This window comes from Pseudomonas sp. efr-133-TYG-5, assembly GCF_030209175.1.
Taxonomy (GTDB): domain Bacteria; phylum Pseudomonadota; class Gammaproteobacteria; order Pseudomonadales; family Pseudomonadaceae; genus Aquipseudomonas.
Map to the genome: position 1 here is coordinate 1 of NZ_JARVSM010000002.1, position 24,948 is coordinate 24,948.

The window sequence follows — 24,948 nt, forward strand, 5'->3', positions numbered from 1 at the left end:
GGGGCGAATTATAGACCTCTGGAATCTGCCGTCAACAGTTAATTTCGCTTTTCTTGCAAAACCTTTCTCTTGCCCAGCAAACGCGGGATTCGACGGGCCACAGGAGGAATACGCAGGAGCATGAGAAAGGCACCTATAAAGGCATAAATTGCCCACTCCTTGAGATCCGCCCGTACGATCCACAGCATATGCAGCAATCCCAGCCCAAGAATTGCGTAGACCAGTCGATGCAGCTTCTTCCAGCGCGTTCCCAATCGGCGCTGGCTATAACGATTGGACGTTACCGCCAATGCCAACAAACCCAGGAAGCCGAGCGTGCCGACAATGATATAGGGCCGCTTGCGCAACTCAACCCCCAGTTGCGACCAGTCGAAACCCAGGATGAAAGCCAGATAACTGCTCAGGTGCAAAACCACATAAGCAAAACACCAAAGCCCCAGTTGCCGGCGCACGGCAATCCAACCCGCCCACCCTGTCAGCTTCTGCAAAGGTGTCATGCTCAATGTGATCAGCAACAACACCAGCGTTCCGAGCCCGAGCCGGTCAACCAGCACCTTGCCGGGATCCGGCCCAAGTTGATCGGCGAAGGCCTGATAGAACCACAACAACGGCCAGATCGCCGCTGCGATGAAAACGCCCACACGCCAGAACGGATATCGCATCAGTAGTTCTTCCGCAGATCGAGCCCTGTATATAAAGAAGCAACTTCATCGGCGTAGCCATTGAACATCTGCGTATCACGCACATTCGGCTTGAACAGACTGTTAGGCAGGCGCCGCTCACGCGCCTGGGTCCAGCGCGGGTGATCGACTGTAGGATTGACGTTCGCATAGAAGCCGTACTCATCCGCCGCAATGCTTTGCCAAGTCGTCTTCGGCTGCTCACTGACCAGGCTGATGCGGACAATGGACTTCACACTTTTGAAGCCATATTTCCAAGGCACGACCAAGCGCAATGGCGCGCCGTTCTGATTAGGCAGTTCCCGCCCGTACATGCCAACCGCAAGGATGGCCAACGGATTCATCGCTTCGTCCAGGCGCAAGCCTTCTACATAGGGCCAGTCGATCAGGGCGAAACCGGAACGCTGCCCGGGCATGCTTTTGGGATCCTGCAGGGTTTCGAAGCGAATGTATTTGGCCTTGGAGGTCGGCTCGACCTGTTTCAGCAACGCAGAAACAGGAAAACCGATCCACGGAATGACCATCGACCAGGCCTCGACACAGCGCAGACGATAAATACGCTCTTCCAACTGATACGGCTTCATGAAGTCTTCGAGGGCGTATCGCCCCGGCTTAGCCACTTCGCCATCGATCACAACGCTCCACGGCTCGGTTTTCAGCGACCCGGCATTGGCCGCCGGATCGCCCTTGTCGGTACCGAACTCGTAGAAGTTGTTGTAATGGGTCGCATCCTTGAACGGGGTGATGGCTTCGTCCTTGACGTTCACCGCCCCCCATTTAATGGAAGGAGATTTCTCGGCGAACCAGGCAGGCGCCCTCCCCGGCTCGACATCGGCATAACGTGCAGCTTCTTCAGCACTGGCCCAACGCGGCAAGCTGCTCACGGCCAGGCCAGCGGCGGTGGCACCGAGCAATTGGCGGCGGGAGAGATAAACGGATTCAGGCGTGACGTCCGACTCATGGCAGTCGGACGCTTTGGGGATTTTAATCAACATGGCAACTCCGCAGCTTTGGAGGACAGATGCACCCATAGACTGCGGAGTATGAGGGAAATTACATCACTCGGCGTTTTTGTGGCGACGAAGATGCAACAGGTACTGCACGGGGCCAGAAGCTGCATACGCGAGGAACACCAGCAGCAGGATGCGCGGTGGATCGCTGAATACCACGGCGAACACCAGCACCACCGCAAGGATCGCGACAAACGGAACGCGCCCCTTCAAGTCCAGCTCCTTGAAGCTGTTGTACTTGATGTTGCTGACCATCAGCATGCCGGCAGCAGCCACCATCAGCGCGACCAGGAACGACATCTTCGAACCCTGGATCCCGTAGTCACTGAACGCCCAGACAATTCCCGCGACCACACCGGCGGCGGCCGGGCTGGCCAGACCGATGAAGTAACGCTTGTCCGCCGTACCGACCTGGGTGTTGAACCGCGCCAGGCGCAGCGCCGCACCCGCCACATAGATGAAGGCGACCATCCAGCCCACCTTGCCCATGTCACCCAGTGCCCAGCCAAATGCGAGCAATGCCGGGGCGACACCGAAGGCGACCATGTCCGACAGCGAGTCGTACTCGGCGCCGAATGCGCTCTGGGTGTTGGTCATGCGCGCTACGCGGCCGTCGAGGCCGTCGAGCACCATGGCCACGAAAATGGCGATCGCGGCGAAGGCGAAATACTTGCTCGCGTTGACTGCGTCCCCGGCACTCAAGGCAGCCTGGGCGCTCATCGAGTTGATGATGGAATAGAAGCCGGCGAACAGGTTCGCCGTGGTAAACAGATTCGGCAGAAGATAGATACCACGATGCCGGACTTTACGGCCTTCTGCGTCGTGCCCTTCTTCGATGTGTTCATCGATGGGCAGCAGGCTTTCGGCGTCAGGAGCCTGGTTCGGCTCTTCGGGACGTTCGCTCATGGACATTACCTTGCAACGGGTTGGACAATTTCGACAGGTGTCTGGGACGACGGATCGGCCACAAACGATGCAGCTTTATACCAGAACCGTCGGTTCAAACGAAAAAACGCGGCCAAGGCCGCGTTTTTTCATACAAGGGACGACGACTTAGTTTTTGGCTTTGTCGACGATCTTGTTGGCACCGATCCACGGCATCATGGAGCGCAGTTGCTCGCCGATGATTTCGATACCGTGAGCGGCGTTGTTACGACGCTTGGCGGTCATCGAAGGGTAGCCGGTTGCACCTTCGCTGATGAACATTTTGGCGTATTCGCCGTCCTGAATACGTTTCAGGGCGTTGCGCATGGCCTGACGGGATTCGGCGTTGATCACTTCCGGACCGGTCACGTACTCGCCGTATTCAGCGTTGTTGGAGATCGAGTAGTTCATGTTGGCGATACCGCCTTCGTACATGAGGTCAACGATCAGCTTCAGTTCGTGCAGGCACTCGAAGTAGGCCATTTCCGGCGCGTAGCCAGCTTCAACCAGGGTTTCGAAACCGGCTTTCACCAGCTCGACGGTACCGCCGCACAGGACGGCTTGTTCGCCGAACAGGTCGGTTTCGGTCTCGTCCTTGAAGGTGGTTTCGATGATGCCGGTACGACCGCCACCGACACCGGCAGCGTAGGACAGAGCGACGTTCTTGGCGTTGCCCGAAGCGTCCTGGTAGATCGCGATCAGGTCAGGGATGCCGCCGCCCTTGACGAACTCGGAGCGTACGGTGTGGCCCGGCGCTTTCGGCGCGATCATGATCACGTCGAGGTCGGCACGCGGAACAACCTGGTTGTAGTGGATCGCGAAACCGTGGGAGAAGGCCAGGGTGGCGCCCTTCTTGATGTTCGGCTCGATTTCGTTCTTGTACAGCTGGGACTGGAACTCGTCCGGGGTCAGGATCATGACCAGGTCGGCGCCGGCAACAGCGGCAGCCACGTCGGTCACTTTCAGGCCGTGGGCTTCAGCTTTGGCAACGGTGGCCGAACCTTTACGCAGACCAACGGTAACGTCGACACCGGAATCCTTCAGGTTGCACGCTTGGGCGTGGCCCTGGGAGCCGTAACCGATGATGGCAACTTTCTTGCCCTGGATGATCGACAGGTCGCAGTCTTTATCGTAGAAAACTTTCATGAATTTCCCCTATATATCCAGGCCGTTCAGGCCATTCGCTAATTTGATTTAGATGCTGAGTACTTTGTCGCCGCGGGCGATGCCGGTGACGCCACTGCGGACGGTCTCCAGGATCGATGCGGTGCCGATGGACTGAATGAAGCTGTCGAGCTTGTCGCTGGTACCGGTCAATTGAACGGTATACACGCTGGCGCTGACGTCGACGATCTGTCCACGGTAGATATCGGTGGTGCGTTTGATCTCGGCGCGCTGGGCGCCAGTGGCCTTGACCTTGACCAGCATCAGCTCGCGCTCGATGTGAGCGCTCTCCGACAGGTCCACCAGCTTGACCACTTCGATCAGCTTGTTCAGGTTTTTGGTGATCTGCTCGATGATTTCATCGTGGCCGACAGTGGTCAGCGTCAGACGCGACAGGGTCGGGTCTTCGGTAGGTGCCACGGTCAGGCTTTCGATGTTGTAGTTGCGCTGCGAGAACAGGCCGACTACGCGAGACAAAGCACCGGGTTCGTTTTCCAGAAGCAAGGAAATAATGTGCCGCATGATTAGGTACGCTCCGTCTTGCTCAGCCACATATCGCGCATGGAGCCGTCTTTGATCTGCATCGGGTAGACGTGCTCGCTGGTGTCGACCGAAATATCGAGCACCACCAGGCGATCCTTCATGGCGAACGCTTCAGCCATCTTCGACTTCAAGTCTTTCGATTCGGTGATGCGTACGCCGACGTGGCCATAGGCCTCTGCCAGCTTGACGAAATCAGGCAGCGATTCCATGTACGAGTGCGAGTGACGGCTGCCGTAGCTCATGTCCTGCCACTGGCGAACCATGCCCAGCACACCGTTGTTGAGGATGACGATCTTCACCGGCAAACCGTATTGCAGGCAGGTCGACAGCTCCTGGATGTTCATCTGGATACTGCCCTCGCCGGTGACGCAGGCGACGTCAGCGTCAGGGAAGCTCAAGGCGATGCCCATCGCGGCCGGCAGGCCGAAGCCCATGGTGCCCAGGCCACCGGAGTTGATCCAGCGGTTTGGCTTGTTGAACGTGTAGTACTGCGCCGCGAACATCTGGTGCTGGCCCACGTCGGAGGTCACATAGGCGTCGCCCTTGGTCACTTCGCACAGGGTTTCGATCACGGTCTGCGGCTTGATCTTGCTGCCGTCGCCCTTGTCGTAAGGGAACAGGCCGCGATCACCGCGCCATTCGTCGACCTGCTTCCACCAGCTGGCCACCGCGTCCTTGTTCGGGGTTTCGCCGATTTCCTTGAGGATCGCGACCATTTCGGTCAGGACGCTCTCGACCGGACCGACGATTGGCACGTCGGCCTTGATGGTCTTGGAGATCGAAGCCGGGTCGATATCGATGTGAATGATCTTGGCATTCGGGCAGAACTTCGGCGCACCGTTGATGACGCGATCGTCGAAGCGCGCGCCAACCGCCAAAATCACGTCGGCATGGTGCATCGCCAGGTTGGCGGTGAAACTGCCGTGCATGCCGAGCATGCCGATGAACTGACGGTCGGAGCCAGGATAACCGCCCAGGCCCATCAAGGTGTTGGTCACCGGCAGGTTGAGCATTCTGGCCAGTTCGGTCAGCGGCTCGGAGCCGTTGCCGAGGATCACGCCACCGCCCGAGTAGAGCACCGGGCGCTTGGCCGCCAGGAGCATTTCCGCCGCCTTGCGGATTTGCCCGGAATGACCGCGAACGGCTGGGCTGTAGGAGCGCAGCTTGGCTTTTTTCGGGAAAACGTATTCGAACTTCTCGGCCGGATTGGTCATGTCTTTCGGGATATCGACCACGACCGGGCCCGGACGACCGGATTGCGCCAGGTAGAACGCCTTCTTCATGACTTCCGGGATTTCCGAAGCGTGCTTGATCATGAAGCTGTGCTTCACGATCGGCCGGGAGATACCGATCATGTCGGTTTCCTGGAACGCGTCGGTGCCGACCATGGTGCTTGGCACCTGACCGGAAATGATCACCATTGGAATCGAGTCCATATAGGCGGTGGCGATACCGGTGATGGCGTTTGTGGCGCCTGGACCGGAAGTCACCAAGACCACGCCGGCTTTACCGGTGGCACGGGCATAGCCGTCAGCCATATGGGTAGCCGCTTGTTCGTGACGAACCAGGATGTGGGTCACTTCCGGTTCTTTGAACAGGGCATCGTAAACATGAAGGAGAGCACCACCCGGGTACCCGTAGATATATTTGACGCCTTCGTCACGCAAGAAGCGGACGAGCATCTCACCGCCAGATAAAAGCTCCACGTTGTTCACCTCTAAAACGCCAGAATACCGCCCACGAAAAACGGGACGGGTCTTAATAGGTTTACTTCTCGGCAGAGCATGAGCGACGGTGGTCGCCGACTACGTCAGCACTGACTGAGCAAGTATTGGGATCGTCCCAAGTGTTGCGGGCCTTTCCCACCCAGCGCGAGGTAACGCGTTGCGGGTGTAACAGGTCGGCGCGGATGTGCGCCTCATGATCTGCCGAGTGGGTCTGCTTCTGGCAGTCCCTCTACAGCGGACTTTGGATTCTTCTGTTTCGCCCTCTGCAAGTCAAGCCGTCTATGTGCTTAATTGTGGGTAAGCACATGAGAACGCAAGAAAAAACCCGGAAAGAGCTACTCTGTTAGCTTCAATTGCGCAATTTTGCCAAGGAATCAGCATGCGAACGCTCCTGCTCACTCTGCTGATCGGCCTCAGCCCCTGGTGCATGGCCGCTCAGATCTACAAATGGGTCGACGCCCAGGGCGTCACTCATTTCGATGCACAGCCACCACCCGGTCAGCCCTCCACCACCGTGCATACCCCGCCCGCACCCACGGCGAAACCGTCGGCCATGCCCGGCAGCGGTCCGATTGGCGATCAGAAGGCTATCGATAGCAACGTGAAAAAGCAGGTCGCCGAGCAACAGGCTCAGCTGCAGAAGTTCTGCACACAGGCGCGCACGAACCTGGCGCAGTTGCAGAACAACCCGCGTCTGCGCGAGGAAGTGGAGGGAGAAACGCGGCGCTTGAGCGATACGCAACGTCAGGAGCGCATCGCCGAAGCGCAGAAACAGATCGCGGAAAACTGCCAGTAACGCCGGCAGTCTTCGCTTCAGCGGGTTGCGGCGATCAGCAGGTCGAACTCTTTGAGCAACGCCTGCAACCTGCGGTCGCGGCCCTGCACGTCGCGGGAGGCAAAGACCATTTCGGCCATTTCCTGGATGCCCGACGCGTTCGGCAGTGGCAGATCCTGCTCGAGGATGAATTTCATCTTCGGCAGGAAGATCCATTGCAGCCATTGCTCGAACTCGAGGGTATCGACCGAGAACGGCTCGACGCTGCTCAAGGCTTCGGCGGACGGCTCGACGGCGTCCCACCAGCCTTGCGTGCGCAGCTCAGACTCGATCAACAGCAACTGATCGGCGATTTGCGGGAAACGGGCATCCATCACAGCGCAACCTTGGCCTTCTGACGAGCCAGGGCGGCGCCGGCGGAGTCGCCCTGTTTCTCGCGTGCCTGGGCAATCAGTTCCCACAGGTTAGCCTGCAGGTCCGGGCGACCGTTGGCCATGGTCAGCGCGCGGCGGGCGAACTGCTCGGCCTGCGGTGCATCGCCCTGGGCCATGCGCACCTGCGCCAGGCGGTACAGCACTTGCGGCTCACGGGGGGCCACGCGCTGGGCGCGCTCGAGACTGGAAGAGGCGCCGTTGAGGTCACCACCCGCCTGTTGCTGCTGGGCGGTGGTCAGCAGTGCGAGCACCGGACCGTCGAGTTGTTCATCGGCAGACAGGCCGCCGCTGCTGGCCGACGGAATGCCGCTCGGCGTCGACGGCATGCTGTAGCTGCCGGTATTGATCGGTGCCGAATCGACTGGCGCCGGGTTGTAAGGTCCCGGCGTGATCGGGCCGGACGAAACCGGACCCGGGGTGATCGGCGAAGTGCTGATCGGCGTCGAAGTGCTGGCGCCACCCGGCACCATCACCACCACACCGGTATCACCCTGCGGAATGGCTTGCGTCTGGCCCTGCGCGGGGCGCTTGACCGTTGTCTGGCGGAAGCCGCCATTGGCGGAGATGCGCTCGCTGTTGGACACCGCCGTCCCGGAATCCACGACCGGGATCGAGCCACGTTGTACGGTGGAGCAGCCACTGAGCAAAGCCACGGCGGTCACCGCTGGAATCAACCACTTGTTCACTTGAAACCCTCTTTGCTTAATTCATCCAGCCCTTGACCCAATCCATCACCGACTCGCCGGAAGCAGGCGTCTCGCTCGCACACGCGGCGCCGGGTGGTGGTTCGCTGCCGCGAATATACGGCATCTGCACCGCGCCCGGACAGTTGGCATCCGAGCCCTGCCCTGTACGCGAATCGACCCAGGCCTGCACCACGTTGTCCGGCTGCGGCATGTCCAGCGGCAGCGGGTCGGCCTTGCGCATGAAACTGGTCCAGACCTGCAACGCACCGGTGGCACCGGTGAACGGGGTCTTGCCGTTGTCGTCGCGACCGAGCCAGACCACCGCCAGCAGATCCTGGCTGAAACCGGCGAACCAGCTGTCACGGGAATCGTTACTGGTACCGGTCTTGCCGGCGAGCGTCAGGGTCTTGGGCAAGACGTTGTAGACCGAACTGCCGGTACCTTCACGCATCACCCGCTGCATGGCGTTCTGGATCAGGTAGATCGAGGCCGGATCGAAACGTTGCTCGATCTGGAACGGATAACGCTTGAGCGGCTCGCCCTCGGCGGTCAGCACGCTGCGAATGCCGCGCATCGGCGTATTGAAGCCGCCATTGGCCAGGGTCTGGTACATGGTTGCCACTTCGATCGGGGTCATGCCACCGGCGCCCAGCAGCATCGACGGGAACGCCGGAAACTCGCGATTCACGCCCAGGCGGCCGAGGGTCTTGAGCACGTTCGGCACGCCCACCGCCAGGCCAAGGCGCGAAGTCGACAGGTTGTAGGAATGCGCCAGGCCCTGATAAAGGAACACCGTGCCATGGGAGCGGCGATCGTAGTTCTGCGGCTTCCACACCTGACCGTCCGCGCCTTTGACCGCCAGCGGTTCGTCCGACAGCCAACTGGTCAGGGTGTACTGGCTCGGTTTCTCCAGCGCGGTCAGGTACACCGCCGGCTTGATCAGCGAGCCGATCGGCCGCACCGCGTCCAGCGCCCGGTTGAAACCGGCGAAACTGGCCTGACGACTGCCGATCATCGCCTGGACTTCGCCGGTTTCCGGGTTGGTCACGACCATCGCCGCTTCCACATCGTCGGAACCCTTGCGCCCGGCCAGGCGTTTGAAGGTGTCGTTGACCGACGCTTCGGCCTTCATCTGCAGGATCGGGTCGAAACTGGTGAAGATGCGCAGGCCTTCTTCGGTCAAGTCTTCGTCGCGGTAGTCTTCGCGCAACTGGCGCTTGACCAGATCGATGAAGCCGGGGAACGAGCTGTCGGCAAGCTTGCCGCGCGTGGTCACGCCCAGCGGCATTTTCTTCGCGGCCTCGACCTGTTCGGCAGTCGCCACGCCTTGCTGCTCCAGGACATCGAGCACCAGGTTGCGCCGCTCCAGCGCCCGTTCCGGATTGCGCCGCGGGTTGTAGTAGGACGGGCCCTTGACCATGCCCACCAGCAGCGCGACCTGATGCAGCTTCAGCTCGGACAATGGCTGGCCGAAGAAGAACTGGCTGGCCAGACCGAAACCGTGCACCGCACGCTGACCGTCCTGACCGACGAAGACTTCGTTGAGGTAAGCCTCGAGAATCTCCTTCTTGTCGTAATGCAGCTCCAGCAGCATCGCCATCATCGCTTCGGTGAGCTTGCGGGTCAGGCTGCGTTCGTTGGTCAGATAGAAGTTTTTCACCAACTGCTGGGTCAGCGTACTGCCGCCCTGGGTCATCTTGCCGCCAGAGGTGTTGACCCAGATCGCCCGGGCAATCGACTTCGGCGACACGCCCCAGTGGCTGTAGAAGTCGCGGTCTTCCACGGCGACCAGGGTTTCCAGCAGATACGGCGGCACCTGGTCGAGCTTGATCAGGATCCGGTCTTCGAGGTTTTTCGGGTAGATGCCACCGATCAGCAGCGGCTCGAGGCGCACCACCGACAGCTTCGCGCCGTTGCTGCCGGCCAGCTCGGCCACGTAGTCACCGGAAAAGCGCACGCGTACCGGCTGCGGTTTTTCCAGGCCTTCATAGAACTGGAAGCCACGGGTATTGAGGTCGACCGTGTTGCCGTTGACCGCGGCCGCGCCGGGGCCGTTGCTCACGGCTTCGCGGCGATAGCCGAGGGCATCGAGTTCGGTGAGGAAATCGTCCTTGCTCAGCTTCTGTCCGACGAACAGCTCGAGCGGCCGCGCGTACACCTTGGCCGGGATGGTCCAGCGCTTGCCGGAGAACTTCTCCTGCACCACGGCATCGAGGTACACGGCGAAGCCGGCCAGCACGACAAGGCCGACCAGGCTGAGTTTAAGGGCCCAGCCCAGCCATGGGCGCAGGCCCTGGGAAGGTGGTTTTTTCTTGGTACGGGGAGATCGAGTACGAGTCATGGCGGCGGATTATACGCACTTTATTCATCCTCAACAGGCACGCGCCGAGGTTTGCGTCGGGCTGGCGAGCGGCCATAATGACGACCTTGAATTTCCCCCGTCTCTGAAGGATCGCCCGTGAGCCAGTCCCTGATCGCCGCCCTGCAAAACCCGGCCCTGTTCCCACACCCTGTCGATGGGTTCCAGGTCATCGAAACCCATATCTCGTGGGTGCTGCTCACTGGCCCTTACGCTTATAAAGTGAAGAAACCGGTGAATTTCGGTTTCCTCGACTTCACCAGCCTCGAGTCCCGCGCGCATTTCTGCGCCGAAGAGCTGCGCCTCAACCAGCGCCTGACCGACGATCTGTATCTGCAAGTGCTGCCGGTCACCGGCACCGCCGAAGCGCCGCAACTGGGCGGCACCAGCCCGGCCATCGAGTACGTGCTGAAAATGCGTCAGTTCCCGCAATCCGGCCTGCTCAGCACCTTGCAGGCCAACGGCGAGCTGACCACCACGCACATCGACCAGATGGCCGAGCAGATCGCCCGCTTCCACCTCAGCGCGCCGAAAGTCCCGGCCGAACACGAGGCCGGCACCCCGGACGCGGTGATGGCACCGGTGCGGCAGAACTTCGAACAGATCCTGCCGTTCCTCAGCGACAAGAATGACCTGCTGCAGCTCGACGCCCTGCAAGCCTGGGCCGAAAGCAGCTTCGAGCGGCTCAAGCCACTGTTCGCCCAGCGCAAGGCCGAAGGCTTCACTCGCGAATGCCACGGTGACATTCACCTCGGTAACGCCACGCTGATCGACGGCAAGGTGGTGATTTTCGACTGCATCGAATTCAACGAGCCGTTCCGCTTCACCGACGTCTGGGCCGACACTGGTTTCCTGGCGATGGACCTGGAAGACCGTGGCCTGAAATCCCTGGCCCGCCGCTTCATCAGCCAGTACCTGGAACTGACCGGCGACTATCAAGGCCTGGAAGTGCTGAATTTCTACAAGGCTTACCGGGCCCTGGTTCGCGCCAAAGTCGCCCTGTTCAGCATGCCGGCCGACGCCACCCCGGTACAGCGCGCCACCACCCTGCGCCAGTACCGCAACTACGCCAACCTGGCGGAAAGCTACAGCACCATTCCTTCGCGCTTCATGGCGATCACCCACGGCGTCTCCGCGGTCGGCAAGAGCCACGTGGCCATGCGTCTGGTCGAAGCCCTAGGGGCGATCCGCCTGCGCTCCGATGTCGAGCGCAAGCGTCTGTTCGGCGAGCAGACCGTGGCCAATGACGTCCAGGCCGGGATCTACAGCGCCGACGCCAGCACCGCCACCTATGCTCGCCTGCATGAAGTGGCCGCAGTGATTCTGCGCGCCGGTTTCCCGGTGGTGATCGATGCCACGTACCTCAAGCGCGACCAGCGTGACAGCGCCGCCGAGGTTGCCGAAGCCACCGGCACGCCGTTCCTGATCCTCGACTGCAACGCCCCGCAAGCGGTGATCGAGAGCTGGCTGGCGATTCGTCAGGCGGATAAAAAGGACCCGTCCGACGCCACCCTGGCCGTCATCGAAGCGCAGCAGGCCAATCGTGAAGCCCTGACGCCAGATGAAATCCTGCGCAGCAAGCGCGTGCAGACCAATGAATCCGGGACCCTGGACACGGTCGTCGCTCAGATCCGTCAACGCCTGCCGGGCCTGTAAGAAACTATTTCGACCGTGAAGCCTGCACTGGCTTCACGGCCGTCAAATAGTGGCACTATACTGGCGTCATAAAACCAACAGGTGATGTGACATGAGCCAGCCGAAACTTCTCGACACCCCGCTGTATGCCTTGCTGCACAGAGACGACATTGCCGGCTTCAACAAGGAACGCCCGCAAGACGGCCCGATCGATATGGTCGGCGGCGACTTCCGTGGCCTCGACCTGCGCGAACTGAACGCTGAGGGCGTGGACTTCCGCGACGCCTACTTCCGCTCCGCCGATCTGCGCGGCATCGATTTCCGCAATGCCTCGCTGGAAGGCGCCAGCCTGGCCCATGCGCAGATTTCCGGGGCGTACTTCCCGCCGGAGCTGAGTGCCGACGAAATCCTCATGTCGATGAATTTCGGTACGCGCCTGCGCTATCGCACTCGCTGATACTGCTTATCTTTCTCTGACCCGACGCCTTTCCCCTGTGGGAGCGGGATTGCTCGCGAAGGCGTAGTGGCAGTCGATACACCTGGTGGACGGGACGCCTTCGCGAGCAAGCCCGCTCCCACATTGTTTCCGCGTCTCTTCCCTCCTTTCTGCGCTCGCAGCCCCTTTCTTAGTAGCGTTTGCGTCTAATCCGACCAAACAACCACGCTTTTCCTACTGATGGCTACACTCCTGAGAAGCTCGCCCACGCACCATTCGGCCGTCGCAAGGAGGCTTGATGAATGATGAACTGCAACACCTGAAGAATCTTGGCAAGACGTCGGCGCAGTGGCTGCATGCCGTGGGCATCCACAGCGCCTCGGACCTGCGGCGCCTGGGCGCGGTGGATGCCTACCGGGCCGTGCGTACCCGCGGGTTTCGGGCGTCGAAGGTGTTGTTGTACGCGATCGAGGGCGCCCTGATGGATGTGCACTGGAACGACATCCCCGCCGAGCGCAAGGACGCCCTGAACAAACAGCTGGAAGCCATTTCCTCTCGCCATAAAACCTGAACGGGCACTGCCGCCATGTACCTTCTCGGGGAACAATCGGCGTCTGCCGACGCACTGATCAATCGCTTGCAGAGCCTGCCGCCGCAGTGCCTGGCAGGTCTTGCGCCTTGCGGCCCGGTGCTGGAGCTGGCGGCGAGTGAAGATCTGTCGACAGCCTTGTCGCCCGATCGGCTGTTCCTGGTCAGCGACGGCGTGATCAATGGCAGCTTCGCTGGCCGGGCGCTGTTTTATTGGCAGGAAGGCGATCTGCTCGGTTTGCAGCAGGGGCCGGAATGGGCCGATTGCCATCTGCGCAGCGACGGTCCGCTGCGCCTGACGCCGTTTCTGCGCAGTGATTTGTTTCAACATATGTATGCGGATCCGCTTCGGGCCGAACGGTTTGCCGCTTATCTGCTGGGGCAGATGGCATTGCTGGCGCACGCCGTGGCCGAGTTCAAGCCGCGCGAATTTCGCAGTACAAATGGCTTCAAACGCGTTGAGGCAGGCGCTGTACTGATCCGCCAGGGCGATCTGGCCGATCACGTGTTCGTGATCATCGAGGGGCATGCCGAGGCGTTCGTCAACGGCCACAAGGTCGGCGAAGTGCCCCGCGACGAGATCTTCGGCGCGATGGCGGTATTCACCGGCGAGCCGCGCAATGCCACGGTGATCGCTCGCGAACCGAGCACGCTGATGTTGATTCCCGGCGATCAGTTTCTGAGCATGACCCGCACCAACCCGAAAATCGCCCATAGCCTGATCGACAGCATGGCGCGGCGCATCGATCAGCTGAACAGACAGCTTGCGGCCTCCAACAACATCGATTGAATCCCGAATCAGGGGGCATTTGCGCCATTTGCCCAGCAAAGACGCAGCGATGAAAAAACAGCTGTTGACTTGCTAATGAGAATCGCTATGATTATCACAACTGGTCGCGAGATCAGTCGATATTCTGAAAAGCCCTTGGTTCGGACTCTCAGATTATCTCCTCATCAGGCTAATCACGGTTATTTGACCCGGTTTTTACCGGGTCTTTTTTTGCCTGTGGAAAACTCATTTGCCGAACTGTTTGCGCATCTCCGCGCAGTAATCCCTGGCCGGCGTCGCCGGTGTGAACCAGACGTAATCGGCCATGGCCGACGTGACCTGACTGCCTTGCTGCGCCAGCAACAGCACGGTTGGCGCGTTAGCCGCGCCGAGATCCAGCACATGCAGCGGCACGCCGACATCCTTTCGCGCGTGAAACGTGCCGGCCAGCAGGATGGCCGGGGCCGGCGCCGCGAGCAAACGCGTCGCCATGCGCCGATCGCGCTGTTGCTGCACCGCGACCATCGCCGGCATTTGCGATGACGGCAACAGGCCGCAGTGCGCGTCGCTGATTTGCCCCAGCAGTTCGGTTTGCACCGACGCGGCATTGCTGCGCGCCCCGCTCAAGACCGGCGGCTGGCGGTAAAAGGCGTGAATTTCATCGTTGTCGAGGTTGGCCGCCAGCAGCGGATAGGGTTGTGCCAGGGCGAAACGGACAATCGGTCCGTACAGGTTCCAGTCCCAGCCATCCTGCCAGGCGAGCGCGCTGGCAAGGTCGCTGGGCAACGGCGCGTGCCGCACTTGGTCAACCCGTGACTGTTGCGCGGGTATCAGCATTTCCAGGAGCAGGCTGCCCTGAGGCCGCTGTTCGCCAAGGTGCTGTAACAACCACAGCTCCACGGCATGATGATCGGCGTTGTCGTGCTGTTCGCCGACAATGACCTGCGCCGGTTGGCCCAGGCGCTCGAGCAGTTGCCCGGCGCTGATGGTTTCGCCGCTGCGCAAGTCGCGAATGTCACCCGCGACCGGGGGTGGCGCGACCGACTGACAGCCGCCGAGCCATAACATCACCAACAGGACAATCCGACGCATGCGTTCACCTCCGAGATCGATCAGCGGGCGATGATCAGCGGATGCCCACGCTCCGGGTGCGACTGCACCAACACTTCCAGACTGAACACTGCCTTCAGCGTGTCCGGTCGCAACACCCGTTGCGGTGTATCCAGAGCCACCGGCCGCCCGCCCTCGAGCAGTAACAGACGATCACAATAGCGCGCCGCCAGATTCAGATCATGCAGGATCACCAGCACCGATGCGCCACGGTCGGCGAACGCGCGCACCGCCTGCAGGGTAGTGTGCTGATGCAGCGGATCGAGCATCGACGTCGGTTCGTCGAGCAGCAGGGTCTGCCCGGCCTGCCCTGGCCAGAGTTGCGCCAGCACTCGCGCCAGATGCACGCGCTGGCGCTCCCCGCCCGACAGCGCCAGATAGCTGCGGCCAGCGAGGTGGCCGGCGTCGGCGGCGCGCAATGCGGCGGCAACAATGTCCTCGTCGCGCACCCGCCCGCTCTGCCACGGCAGGCGCCCCATCCCCACGACTTCTTCGACGCGAAAGGCGAAGTCCAGGGTCGATACCTGCGGCAGTACCGCCAGACGCTGGGCACGCTGCGCCCCGGTCCAGTGCTGCAAGGCCTGCCCGTCGAGGAGGATTTCCCCCTCGCTGGCGGCCAATTCACCACACAACGCGCCGAGCAGCGTGCTTTTACCGGCACCGTTCGGCCCGAGCACGCCGAGGACTTCGCCCGGCTCCAGTTGCAGACTGACGTCGGCCAGGACGGTCTTGCGGCCGCGGCGGATGTGCAGGTTGTGCGCGCGCAGCATCAGGCACGCCCTCGCAGCAGCAGATAAAGGAAGAACGGTGCACCGATGAACGCGGTGACGATACCGATCGGCAACTCGGCCGGGGCCAGCGCCAGGCGCGCCACCAGATCGGCCAGCAGCAACAGGCTTGCGCCGGCTAGGACCGAGGCTGGCAACAGCACGCGGTGATCCGGCCCGGCCAGCAAGCGCACCAGGTGCGGCACCACCAGCCCGACGAAGCCGATCATGCCCGCCGCCGCGACTGCCGCGCCGACACCCAGCGCGGTGCAGAACACCAGCTCACGCTTGAGCCGCTCGACAGCGATGCCCAGGTGCCCGGCTTCCGACTCGCCGAGCAACAGCGCATTCAGGGCCTTGGCCCGGCGCGGTAACCACAGTGCCACGCCAGCGCTGATGATCAACAGCGGCCACAACCGCGCGTAACTGGCGCCATTGAGACTGCCGAGGTTCCAGAATGTCAGGGTACGCAGGGTCGCGTCGTCCGCCAGATAGGTGAACAGGCCCACGGCCGAGCTGGCGAGCGCGGTCAGGGCGATCCCCGCCAGCAGCATGGTGGCGACGTTGGTCTGGCCGTTGCGTCGACCCAAGCGATAGACCAGCGCCGTCACACCAAGCCCGCCGAGAAACGCGCAGACCGATAACAGGTACGGCCCGAACCACTGCGGCAAACCGCCAAAAAACGAGCCGCCGACAATCGCCACCGCCGCGCCGAGTGCGGCCCCGCTGGACACCCCGACCAACCCCGGATCGGCCAGTGGATTGCGAAACAGGCCCTGCATCGCCACCCCGGACAACGCCAGCACACCGCCCACCGCCAGACCGAGCAAAGTGCGTGGCAGGCGAATCTGCCCGAGGATCAGCTCAGCCTGCTCCAGCCCGCCCTGCGCCAGCGGCACGCCGAGCAGGCGCAACGCCGCGCGCAGGGTGTCGAACAGCGGCAGGCTGACCGGCCCCAGCGCCAACGACAACCAGATCGCCACCAGGCACAGAAGGCTCAGGCCAATAAACAGGCCACGGGGTTTGATCAACGTCGTCATTGGCCGCCCTGGGCCGGGTAGAAACCGTCAGACAAGGTTTGCAGCGCCGCCGGCAAACGCGGCCCGAGCCCACCGACCAGCAGGGTCGGATCCAGCTCCAGCACCCTGCCCGCCTTGGCCGCGCGACTGGCGTTGAGAATCGGGTTTTCCTTGAACAACGCCGTTTTGGCGGCATCGCCAGTCAGCGCACGGTCGGCGAACACCAGCACTTCGGGGTCGAGACCGGCCAACGCCTCCACCGAAAACGGCTTGTAGCCGCTATGCGTGGCGAGGTTATGCCCGCCCGCGCGTTGCAGCAGCCAGTCGGCAGCGGTGTCCTTGCCGGCAATCAGCGGTTTGCCGCCGGCATGCCCGAGGAGCAACAGCACGCCCGGGGCTTTTTGCTGTTTCTGCGCCTCGGCCACGCGGGCCTGCTGCGCATCGAGCTGCTGTTGATAACGTTGCAGAAGTTGCTCGGCCTGGGCCTCGGCTCCCAGCAATCGGCCCAAGTGGCTGAGGTTTTTGCCCAGCGTCGGCAGATCCGCCTGTGCCGAGAACAGCTCCACCTGCACCTTGGCATTCCTGACCTGGGCAATCACCGGCGGCGGGCCCATCTCTTCGGTGCCGATCAGAATGTCCGGACGCAGGCTGAGAATGCCCTCGGCAGACAGACTGCGCTGATAACCGATACTGGGCAGCGCTTTCAGCGCTTCGGGATGCTGGCTGGTGGTATCGACGCCGACCAGTTTCGCTGCGCCGCCCAACTCACTGACCCATTCCGACAAGGCGCCGCCGGCGCTGACCCAGCGCTGTGGCAAATCGGCCGCTGCCGCCCAGTGGCTGACGCACAGTCCGACACACAGCAGAGCAACGCGGGTAATCAGGCGCATAGAACAGCTTCCTTGAAGGTTTTCCCGGGCAACGACACGACAGGCCAAGTATCCTCGACATCGGTCGGCGCGCTGCGGGCGAAGGCGGCCATTTGATAATTGTTTGCATTTGCACGTCAAGCTCGGACATATCCGGACACGTGCAGCGCGTTGAGGATAGCCATGAAGTATTTATGCGCGGGCAGCGATCTCGCCGAGGCCGGCAGCCGCGGTTTCGAAATCGACGGGGAAAAACTCTTCGCCGTGCGTCGCAACGGCCAGGCCTATGTTTACCGCAACCGCTGTCCGCACCGCGGCGTCGGCCTGGAATGGCACCCCGACCAGTTTCTCGACCCGAGCAACAGCCTGATCCAGTGCGCCACCCACGGCGCCCTGTTTCTGATCGAGGACGGTGAATGCGTCGCCGGCCCCTGCGCCGGCCAAGCGCTGACGGCCATCCCTTGCCGCGAGGATGCGCAAGGGCTGTGGATCGATGTCTAGCCGTTGAGCAGCACGTCGAGACGGCGCTCGATGAGTATCTCCTCGTGGCTCAAGCGCACGCCATAGGCCAGCACTTCAACCCCGCAGGCAACGGCTTCGCGCAGCGCATCGGCGTAAGCCGCATCAATTTCATCGGCCGGGCGCACCGCTTCGATCCCCGTGAGGTTGACGCAATACAGCTGCACCGCTCGAATTCCGTCGCGGGCCAGATGCGCCAGTTCACGCAGATGCTTGGCGCCGCGCTGGGTCACCGCGTCGGGAAACGCCGCCACTGGCGTGCCGTCGAAACCCAGGGTGACGCTCTTCACTTCCACGTAGGCCGGGCCGCTCGGATATTCGAGACGGAAATCGATGCGACTGCTTTCCTGGCCGTACGCCACTTCGCGTTTCAACCCGGTAAACCCTCGTAATTCGCTGATCACCCCGGCCTGCAGGGCTTCTTCGACCAACGCGTTGGCACGTCCGGTGTTCACACAGAACAGCCGGCCCTGCGGGGTTTCGCCGATTTCCCAGGTGCCGGGCAACTTGCGCTTGGGATCGTTGGAGCGGCTGAACCAGACCTGCCCGCCCTCGACCTGGCAATTGAGCATCGAACCGGTGTTCGGACAGTGAATGGTCAGCAACTCGCCGTTAACGGTTTCGATATCGGCGAGAAAACGCTTGTAACGACGAATCAGCCGCGCTTCTTCAAGAGGAGGATGAAAACGCATCAGCCTTGCCAGCTCTTCAGGCCACGGGCGATGCGTTCCACCGCTTCCTGCAAGCGCACAAGATTTTGCGTGTAGGCAAAGCGCACGTGATGGCTGGCCTGATAACGGCCGAAATCCAGCCCCGGGGTGAAGGCGACATGCTCGGTTTCGAGGAAATGTCGGCAGAACGCGAAGGCATCGCCGCCGAACTGGCTGATATCGGCGTACAGATAGAACGCCCCCTCCGGCTCCACGGCAATGTTGAAGCCGAGCTCGCGCAGCGCTGGCAACAGGAAATCGCGACGGCGGCCGAATTCGGCGCGACGCTCTTCGAGAATGGCAATGGTGGCCGGTTCGAAACAGGCCAATGCCGCGTGCTGGGCCATGCTCGGGGCGCTGATGTAGAGGTTCTGCGCGAGTTTTTCCAGCTCGCCGACCGCCGCCTCCGGTGCCACCAGCCAGCCCAGGCGCCAACCGGTCATGCCGAAATACTTGGAGAAACTGTTCAAGACAAAGGCACTGTCGTCGACTTCCAGCACGCTCGCCGCATCGGTGCCGTAAGTCAGGCCGTGATAGATCTCGTCCACCACCAGATGACCGTGGCGCGCCTTGATGGCGGCAGATAATCCCGCCAGTTCGTCGCGGGTCAGGATCGTACCGGTCGGATTGGCCGGTGAAGCCACCAGCGCGCCGACGCTGGCGTGATCCCAGTGCCGCGCCACCAGGTCCGGGGTCAGCTGATAACGCACGTCCGGACCGACCGGCACCAGCTGCGCCGCGCCCTCGACCAGGCGCAGGAAGTGGCGGTTGCACGGATACCCGGGATCGGCCAGCAGCCAGTGCTTGCCAGGGTCGACCAGCAACGCACTGGCCAGCAGCAGCGCGCCGGAGCCGCCGGGGGTGATCAGAATGCGTCGTGGATCGATGTTGAGGCCGTAACGCTGCTGATAGAAAGCGGAAATCGCCTCGCGCAGCTCGGGAATGCCGCGCGCGGCGGTGTAGCGGGTCTTGCCTGCCGTCAGCGCGGCCTGACCGGCGCGAATGATCGGCTCGGCCGTGGTGAAGTCCGGCTCGCCGATTTCCAGATGGATCACGTCGTGGCCTGCAGCCTGCAATTCATTGGCCCGCGCCAGCAACGCCATGACATGGAACGGTTCGATCGCACGACTGCGCGCACTGTAGGGCTGAGCCATTGGTTTTCCTTCAACGGGGAAAAAGAAACGATTCTACCCATCTGCCGGAACGCGCGAGAACCCGCGATGGTCACAGCCTCAAGAACGCTGGACTGTAACGCACCGAGCGTACACTCCAGGATTGACTAAAATCAGTGATTGATCAGGTCTCCAACACCGCCAGACACGGCTTGGCAAACATTTGCAGGCACCGCCGGCCGCGGGCTCGACATCCGGGAGTAGCGCGGGTCGAATTGATCTGGTAAGTTCGCCCGCTTGCAGCCGCAGGGCCGGCAGGTGTCGGTGATGGAGCAATCCTGCGCAATGGATTACAAGAGTAGAGGCGGTCCATTTCATGCCCACCCAAGCAAAGCAACAGCAGCATCAGACGATCAGCGGCTTCGAACCTTACGTTCCGGCTGAGGGCGAAGAGTACATGGGCGCTCCCATGCGCGCGCACTTCACCAAGATCCTGAACAAGTGGAAACAGGACTTGATGCAGGAAGTCGACCGCACTGTTGATCACATGAAAGACGAAGCGGCCAACTTTCCCGATCCGGCCGACCGAGCCAGCCAGGAAGAGGAATTTGCCCTCGAACTGCGCGCCCGCGACCGCGAGCGCAAGCTGATCAAGAAGATCGACAAGACCCTCGAACTGATCCAGGACGAAGAGTACGGCTGGTGCGAGTCCTGCGGCATCGAGATCGGCGTCAAGCGCCTCGAGGCCCGTCCTACCGCCGACCTGTGCATCGACTGCAAGACCCTGGCGGAAATCAAGGAAAAGCAGGTCGGCAAGTAATCCCGGCCTGATCGAAAAACGGAGCGTGCGAACGCTCCGTTTTTGTTTCTGCCTTTTGCCTTTTGCCCTTGTGGGAGCGAGCCTGCTCGCGAAAGCGGTGTGTCACTCAACATTCAATCGTCTGACACTGAGCTTTCGCGAGCAGGCTCGCTCCCACCAGTTGACCTGCGTATAGCCTGAAAAGTAGTTTCATTTCCATGACTGCCAAAACATCTTCCGCCTACATCGGCCGCTTCGCCCCGACGCCCAGTGGCCACCTGCATTTCGGCTCGCTGGTTGCGGCGCTTGCCTCTTATCTCGACGCGCGCGCGGTCGGCGGTCGCTGGCTGGTGCGCATGGAAGATCTCGATCCGCCCCGGGAAGAGCCCGGCGCCCAGGCCGCCATCCTCAAGGCTCTGGAAAGCTACGGCTTCGAGTGGGATGGCGAGATGGTGCGTCAGAGTGACCGGCATGCCGCCTATGCCGAGGTGCTCGACAGCCTGTTCAATCACGGTCTGGCCTACGCCTGCACCTGCTCGCGCAAACAGCTGGAGGCGTACCACGGCATTTATCCGGGGCTGTGCCGCAATGCCGGGCACGGTCAGCAAGACGCCGCGATCCGCCTGCGCGTGCCCGAGCTGGAATACCATTTCATCGACCGCGTGCAGGGCGAATTCCGCCAGCATCTGGGGCGCGACGTCGGCGATTTCGTGATCCGCCGGCGCGACGGGCTCTACGCCTATCAACTGGCGGTGGTGCTGGACGACGCCTGGCAGGGCATCACCGACATCGTGCGCGGTGCCGACCTGCTCGACTCGACACCGCGCCAGCTCTATCTGCAGGAATTGCTCGGCCTGCGCCAACCGCGCTACCTGCACCTGCCGCTGATTACCCAGCCGGACGGCAACAAGCTCGGCAAGTCCTACCGCTCGCCGCCGCTCGCCGCCGATCAGGCCACGCCGCTGTTGCTGCGGGCGCTGCGTGCGCTGGGGCAAAACCCGGGCAGCGAACTGGCCCACGCCTCGCCGCGAGAGTTGCTGGCCTGGGGCACCCGCCACTGGGATGCGGCGCAGATCCCGCGCACACTGACCCTGCCCGAGGCGCAACTGGCATGACGGCACTTGCAGTGGCGCGCCCATCCGTTACCATCGCCGCACGTTTTCGGGCACGCGCATAAAAAAGAGAGGCCGGGATGTACATCTATCGCTTGGTCCTGCTTCTGGTCGTGGGGATCTACCTGTTTTCCCCAGCCATCATGGATTGGTGGATCGACGCTACGGGCGCCTGGTATCGCCCTTATCTGCTCTGGCTGATCCTGATTGTCGTGACCTTCATCCTGCAGAGCCAAAAAGATGCCGATGAGCTTTAGCCTGACCCAGATGATCCTGGTCAGCGCCGCGTACCTGACGGTGCTGTTCGGCGTCGCCTGGATCAGCGAACGGGGCATGATCCCGCGCGCGATCATTCGCCACCCGCTGACCTACACCCTGTCGCTGGGGGTCTACGCCAGTGCGTGGGCGTTCTACGGCACGGTCGGACTGGCCTATCAGTACGGCTACGGCTTTCTTTCCAGTTACCTCGGGGTGTCCGGCGCGTTCCTGCTGGCGCCCGTGCTGCTCTACCCGATCCTGAAAATCACCCGCACCTATCAGCTGTCGTCGCTGGCCGACCTGTTCGCCTTCCGCTTCCGCAGTACCTGGGCCGGGGCGCTGACCACGATCTTCATGCTGATCGGTGTGCTGCCGCTGCTGGCACTGCAGATCCAGGCCGTGGCCGATTCCATCGGCATCCTCACTGGCGAGCCAGTGCAGAACCGCGTGGCCCTGGCGTTCTGCGCACTGATCATCCTGTTCACGATTTTCTTCGGCTCCCGACACATCGCCACCCGCGAGAAACATGAAGGCCTGGTGTTCGCGATTGCCTTCGAATCGGTGATCAAACTGGTCGCCCTCGGCGGCGTCGGCCTCTACGCCCTGTACGGGGTGTTCGACGGCCCGCAACAGCTGGAACTGTGGCTGCTGCAGAACCAGACCGCCCTCGCCGCGCTGCATACGCCGCTGCAGGAAGGCCCGTGGCGCACGTTGCTGCTGGTGTTCTTCGCCTCGGCCATCGTCATGCCGCACATGTACCATATGACCTTCACCGAAAACCTCAACCCGCGCTCGCTGGTCAGTGCGAGCTGGGGGCTGCCGCTGTTCCTGCTGCTGATGAGCCTGGCGGTGCCGCTGATCCTCTGGGCCGGCCTGAAACTCGGTGCCACCACCGATCCGGAATACTTCACCCTGGGCATCGGCATTGCCGCCAACAGCAAGCCGCTGGCCCTGCTGGCCTACGTCGGCGGTCTGTCGGCGGCCAGCGGCCTGATTATCGTCACCACCCTGGCGCTGTCGGGCATGGCGCTGAACCACCTGGTGTTGCCGCTCTATCAGCCTCCCGCCGAAGGCAACATCTATCGCTGGCTGAAATGGACTCGCCGGGCGCTGATCGTGGCAATCATCATGGCCGGCTTCTGCTTCTACCTGATGCTCGGCGCCAATCAGGACCTGGCCAACCTCGGCATCGTCGCGTTCGTCGCCACTTTGCAATTCCTGCCGGGGGTGCTCTCGGTACTGTACTGGCCGACCGCCAATCGCCGCGGCTTCATCGCCGGCCTGCTGGCGGGGATCCTGGTGTGGGTAGTGACTATGCTGCTGCCGCTGGTCGGCAACCTGCAGGGCTTCTACATTCCGTTGCTGAACATGATCTATGTGCTCGACGACACCAGCTGGCACATGGCGGCCATTGCCTCGCTGGCAGCCAACGTATTGATGTTCACCCTGATCTCACTGTTCACCAATGCCAGTCCGGAGGAGGCGTCAGCCGCCGAAGCCTGCGCGGTGGACAACGTACGGCGCCCGCAACGGCGCGAACTGCACGCGGCCTCGCCTCAGGAATTCGCCACGCAACTGGCCAAGCCACTGGGCGCCAAGGCTGCACAGAAAGAAGTCGAGCAGGCCCTGCGCGACCTTTATCTGCCCTTCGACGAGCGCCGCCCGTACGCCTTGCGTCGCCTGCGCGACCGCATCGAAGCCAACCTGTCCGGCCTGATGGGCCCGAGCGTGGCCCAGGACATGGTGGAAACCTTCCTGCCCTACAAGGCCGGCGGTGAGAACTACGTCACCGAGGACATTCACTTCATCGAAAGCCGCCTCGAGGACTACCACTCGCGCCTCACAGGCCTGGCCGCCGAACTCGACGCCCTGCGCCGCTACCACCGCCAGACCTTGCAGGAGTTGCCGATGGGCGTCTGCTCGCTGGCCAAGGATCAAGAGATTCTGATGTGGAACAAGGCCATGGAAGAACTCACCGGGATTGCCGCGCAACGGGTGGTCGGCTCGCGCCTGAGCACCATCGCCAATCCGTGGAAGGAACTGTTGCAGGGTTTCATCAACCTGCCCGACGAGCACTTGCACAAGCAGCACCTGGCCCTCGACGGCCAGACCCGCTGGCTGAACCTGCACAAAGCGGCGATCGACGAACCGCTGGCACCGGGCAACAGCGGCCTGGTGCTGCTGGTCGAAGATCTCACTGAAACGCAGATGCTCGAAGACAAACTGGTGCACTCCGAGCGCCTGGCCAGCATCGGGCGCCTGGCGGCCGGCGTCGCCCATGAAATCGGCAACCCGATCACCGGCATCGCCTGCCTGGCGCAGAACCTGCGCGAGGAGCGCGAAGAAGACGGCGAGCTGACGGAAATCAGCGGGCAGATCCTCGAACAGACCAAGCGCGTGTCACGCATCGTTCAGTCGCTGATGAGTTTCGCCCACGCCGGCAGCCATCAGCACAGCGACGAGCCCGTCTGTCTGGCCGAGGTGGCCCAGGATGCGATTGGCCTGCTGGCACTGAACCGGCGCAATTTCGAAGTGCAGTTCTACAACCTGTGCGACCCCGATCACTGGGTCGAAGGCGATCCGCAGCGACTCGCCCAGGTACTCATCAACCTGCTCTCCAACGCCCGTGACGCCTCGCCTGCCGGCAGTGCGGTGCGGGTTAAGAGCGAAGCCGGCGAACACACGGTCGACCTGATCGTGGAGGACGAAGGCAGCGGTATTCCGAAGAACATCATGGACCGATTGTTCGAACCTTTCTTCACCACCAAGGATCCTGGCGAAGGCACCGGACTGGGCCTTGCACTGGTCTATTCCATCGTTGAAGAGCATTATGGACAAATCACCATCGACAGCCCGGCTGATGTTCAGAGCCAGCGCGGCACCCGTATCCGGGTGACATTGCCGCGTCATGTCGAAGCGACGTCCGCTGTGAACTGAGACCGT

At 62.1% G+C, this 24,948-nt stretch carries 25 protein-coding genes; 10 read left to right on the forward strand and 15 right to left on the reverse strand.

Translation table 11 applies throughout. From position 1 onward, the window contains the following. Window positions 1-38 precede the first annotated feature (38 nt). From msrQ to QRN70_RS12220, 6 genes are all read right to left on the reverse strand, one after another. Window positions 39-662 carry a protein-methionine-sulfoxide reductase heme-binding subunit MsrQ gene (msrQ, locus tag QRN70_RS12195; RefSeq protein WP_285418123.1) on the reverse strand — a complete coding sequence of 208 codons (624 nt, stop codon included), beginning with the start codon at window positions 660-662 and terminating at the stop codon, window positions 39-41. Further along, on the reverse strand, window positions 662-1,675 hold the full coding sequence (msrP, locus tag QRN70_RS12200; protein ID WP_285418125.1) for a protein-methionine-sulfoxide reductase catalytic subunit MsrP: 1,014 nt from the start codon (window positions 1,673-1,675) through the stop codon (window positions 662-664). Before msrP ends, msrQ begins: the two co-directional genes overlap by 1 nt. A gap of 63 nt (window positions 1,676-1,738) precedes the next feature. Continuing rightward, a complete protein-coding gene (pssA, locus tag QRN70_RS12205; protein ID WP_285418126.1) occupies window positions 1,739-2,596 on the reverse strand; it encodes a CDP-diacylglycerol--serine O-phosphatidyltransferase in 858 nt (285 codons plus the stop codon). Between the two features lie 147 nt (window positions 2,597-2,743). Further along, window positions 2,744-3,760, reverse strand: coding sequence for a ketol-acid reductoisomerase (ilvC, locus tag QRN70_RS12210; protein ID WP_007959661.1), 1,017 nt, complete (start codon window positions 3,758-3,760; stop codon window positions 2,744-2,746). 48 nt (window positions 3,761-3,808) lie between these two features. Continuing rightward, window positions 3,809-4,300, reverse strand: coding sequence for an acetolactate synthase small subunit (gene ilvN / locus QRN70_RS12215; protein ID WP_003205610.1), 492 nt, complete (start codon window positions 4,298-4,300; stop codon window positions 3,809-3,811). A 2-nt stretch (window positions 4,301-4,302) separates the two neighbouring features. Beyond that, on the reverse strand, window positions 4,303-6,027 hold the full coding sequence (locus QRN70_RS12220; protein ID WP_285418127.1) for an acetolactate synthase 3 large subunit: 1,725 nt from the start codon (window positions 6,025-6,027) through the stop codon (window positions 4,303-4,305). Window positions 6,028-6,427: 400 nt separating this feature from the next. Here QRN70_RS12220 and QRN70_RS12225 point away from each other — a divergent pair, with 400 nt between their 5' ends. After that, a complete protein-coding gene (locus QRN70_RS12225) occupies window positions 6,428-6,844 on the forward strand; it encodes a DUF4124 domain-containing protein (RefSeq protein ID WP_285418129.1) in 417 nt (138 codons plus the stop codon). Between the two features lie 17 nt (window positions 6,845-6,861). Here QRN70_RS12225 and QRN70_RS12230 read toward each other — a convergent pair whose 3' ends face one another. Genes QRN70_RS12230 through mrcB form a run of 3 tightly spaced genes read right to left on the reverse strand, consistent with a single transcriptional unit; the run spans window position 6,862 to window position 10,284 of the window. Further along, a complete protein-coding gene (locus QRN70_RS12230; protein ID WP_285418131.1) occupies window positions 6,862-7,197 on the reverse strand; it encodes a YqcC family protein in 336 nt (111 codons plus the stop codon). Then, window positions 7,197-7,943 (reverse strand): hypothetical protein, encoded by a 747-nt coding sequence (locus QRN70_RS12235; protein ID WP_285418133.1) that lies wholly within the window; start codon window positions 7,941-7,943, stop codon window positions 7,197-7,199. The genes QRN70_RS12230 and QRN70_RS12235 overlap by 1 nt, the downstream gene beginning before the upstream one ends. 16 nt (window positions 7,944-7,959) lie before the next feature. After that, window positions 7,960-10,284, reverse strand: a complete 2,325-nt coding sequence (gene mrcB, locus QRN70_RS12240; protein WP_285418134.1) for a penicillin-binding protein 1B — start codon at window positions 10,282-10,284, stop codon at window positions 7,960-7,962. A gap of 117 nt (window positions 10,285-10,401) precedes the next feature. Here mrcB and QRN70_RS12245 point away from each other — a divergent pair, with 117 nt between their 5' ends. The 4 genes from QRN70_RS12245 to QRN70_RS12260 all read left to right on the forward strand — a co-directional run bounded on the left by QRN70_RS12245 (window position 10,402) and on the right by QRN70_RS12260 (window position 13,751). Next, entirely contained in the window at window positions 10,402-11,958 is a 1,557-nt protein-coding gene (locus tag QRN70_RS12245; protein WP_285418135.1) for a bifunctional aminoglycoside phosphotransferase/ATP-binding protein, read from the forward strand. Between the two features lie 91 nt (window positions 11,959-12,049). Further along, window positions 12,050-12,394 (forward strand): pentapeptide repeat-containing protein, encoded by a 345-nt coding sequence (locus tag QRN70_RS12250; protein ID WP_285418137.1) that lies wholly within the window; start codon window positions 12,050-12,052, stop codon window positions 12,392-12,394. 277 nt (window positions 12,395-12,671) lie between these two features. Next, entirely contained in the window at window positions 12,672-12,944 is a 273-nt protein-coding gene (locus tag QRN70_RS12255; RefSeq protein ID WP_285418139.1) for a TfoX/Sxy family protein, read from the forward strand. A gap of 15 nt (window positions 12,945-12,959) precedes the next feature. Beyond that, window positions 12,960-13,751 (forward strand): Crp/Fnr family transcriptional regulator, encoded by a 792-nt coding sequence (locus tag QRN70_RS12260; protein WP_285418141.1) that lies wholly within the window; start codon window positions 12,960-12,962, stop codon window positions 13,749-13,751. A 225-nt stretch (window positions 13,752-13,976) separates the two neighbouring features. On the opposite strand, the gene QRN70_RS12265 is transcribed toward QRN70_RS12260, so the two are convergent. The 4 genes from QRN70_RS12265 to QRN70_RS12280 are packed head-to-tail and all read right to left on the reverse strand — an operon-like array spanning window position 13,977 to window position 17,516. After that, window positions 13,977-14,822: a ChaN family lipoprotein gene (locus QRN70_RS12265; RefSeq protein WP_285418143.1), complete on the reverse strand. Its 846-nt coding sequence runs from the start codon at window positions 14,820-14,822 to the stop codon at window positions 13,977-13,979. Between the two features lie 20 nt (window positions 14,823-14,842). Continuing rightward, window positions 14,843-15,610 carry a heme ABC transporter ATP-binding protein gene (locus QRN70_RS12270; protein WP_285418145.1) on the reverse strand — a complete coding sequence of 256 codons (768 nt, stop codon included), beginning with the start codon at window positions 15,608-15,610 and terminating at the stop codon, window positions 14,843-14,845. Then, on the reverse strand, window positions 15,610-16,593 hold the full coding sequence (locus tag QRN70_RS12275) for a FecCD family ABC transporter permease (RefSeq protein WP_285418558.1): 984 nt from the start codon (window positions 16,591-16,593) through the stop codon (window positions 15,610-15,612). The genes QRN70_RS12270 and QRN70_RS12275 overlap by 1 nt, the downstream gene beginning before the upstream one ends. A 50-nt stretch (window positions 16,594-16,643) precedes the next feature. Continuing rightward, the gene (locus tag QRN70_RS12280) at window positions 16,644-17,516 is read right to left on the reverse strand and encodes a heme/hemin ABC transporter substrate-binding protein (RefSeq protein WP_285418147.1); all 873 of its coding nucleotides are present in this window, start codon (window positions 17,514-17,516) and stop codon (window positions 16,644-16,646) included. A gap of 162 nt (window positions 17,517-17,678) precedes the next feature. Here QRN70_RS12280 and QRN70_RS12285 point away from each other — a divergent pair, with 162 nt between their 5' ends. Beyond that, complete coding sequence (locus tag QRN70_RS12285) at window positions 17,679-17,996, forward strand: Rieske (2Fe-2S) protein (RefSeq protein ID WP_285418148.1); 318 nt, start codon at window positions 17,679-17,681, stop codon at window positions 17,994-17,996. On the opposite strand, the gene sfsA is transcribed toward QRN70_RS12285, so the two are convergent. Beyond that, a complete protein-coding gene (sfsA, locus tag QRN70_RS12290) occupies window positions 17,993-18,706 on the reverse strand; it encodes a DNA/RNA nuclease SfsA (RefSeq protein ID WP_285418150.1) in 714 nt (237 codons plus the stop codon). The two genes, QRN70_RS12285 and sfsA, sit on opposite strands and share 4 nt — an antisense overlap. Further along, on the reverse strand, window positions 18,706-19,878 hold the full coding sequence (locus QRN70_RS12295) for a pyridoxal phosphate-dependent aminotransferase (RefSeq protein ID WP_285418151.1): 1,173 nt from the start codon (window positions 19,876-19,878) through the stop codon (window positions 18,706-18,708). The genes sfsA and QRN70_RS12295 overlap by 1 nt, the downstream gene beginning before the upstream one ends. 334 nt (window positions 19,879-20,212) lie before the next feature. Here QRN70_RS12295 and dksA point away from each other — a divergent pair, with 334 nt between their 5' ends. The 4 genes from dksA (at window position 20,213) to QRN70_RS12315 (ending at window position 24,942) form a co-directional block, all read left to right on the forward strand. Continuing rightward, window positions 20,213-20,656: an RNA polymerase-binding protein DksA gene (dksA, locus tag QRN70_RS12300; protein WP_285418152.1), complete on the forward strand. Its 444-nt coding sequence runs from the start codon at window positions 20,213-20,215 to the stop codon at window positions 20,654-20,656. 197 nt (window positions 20,657-20,853) lie between these two features. Then, window positions 20,854-21,750 carry a tRNA glutamyl-Q(34) synthetase GluQRS gene (gene gluQRS / locus QRN70_RS12305; protein ID WP_285418154.1) on the forward strand — a complete coding sequence of 299 codons (897 nt, stop codon included), beginning with the start codon at window positions 20,854-20,856 and terminating at the stop codon, window positions 21,748-21,750. 77 nt (window positions 21,751-21,827) lie between these two features. Continuing rightward, a complete protein-coding gene (locus QRN70_RS12310; protein ID WP_003176118.1) occupies window positions 21,828-22,004 on the forward strand; it encodes a hypothetical protein in 177 nt (58 codons plus the stop codon). Then, window positions 21,988-24,942 (forward strand): sensor histidine kinase, encoded by a 2,955-nt coding sequence (locus QRN70_RS12315; RefSeq protein ID WP_285418156.1) that lies wholly within the window; start codon window positions 21,988-21,990, stop codon window positions 24,940-24,942. The genes QRN70_RS12310 and QRN70_RS12315 overlap by 17 nt, the downstream gene beginning before the upstream one ends. The last annotated feature ends 6 nt before the right edge of the window (window positions 24,943-24,948 follow it).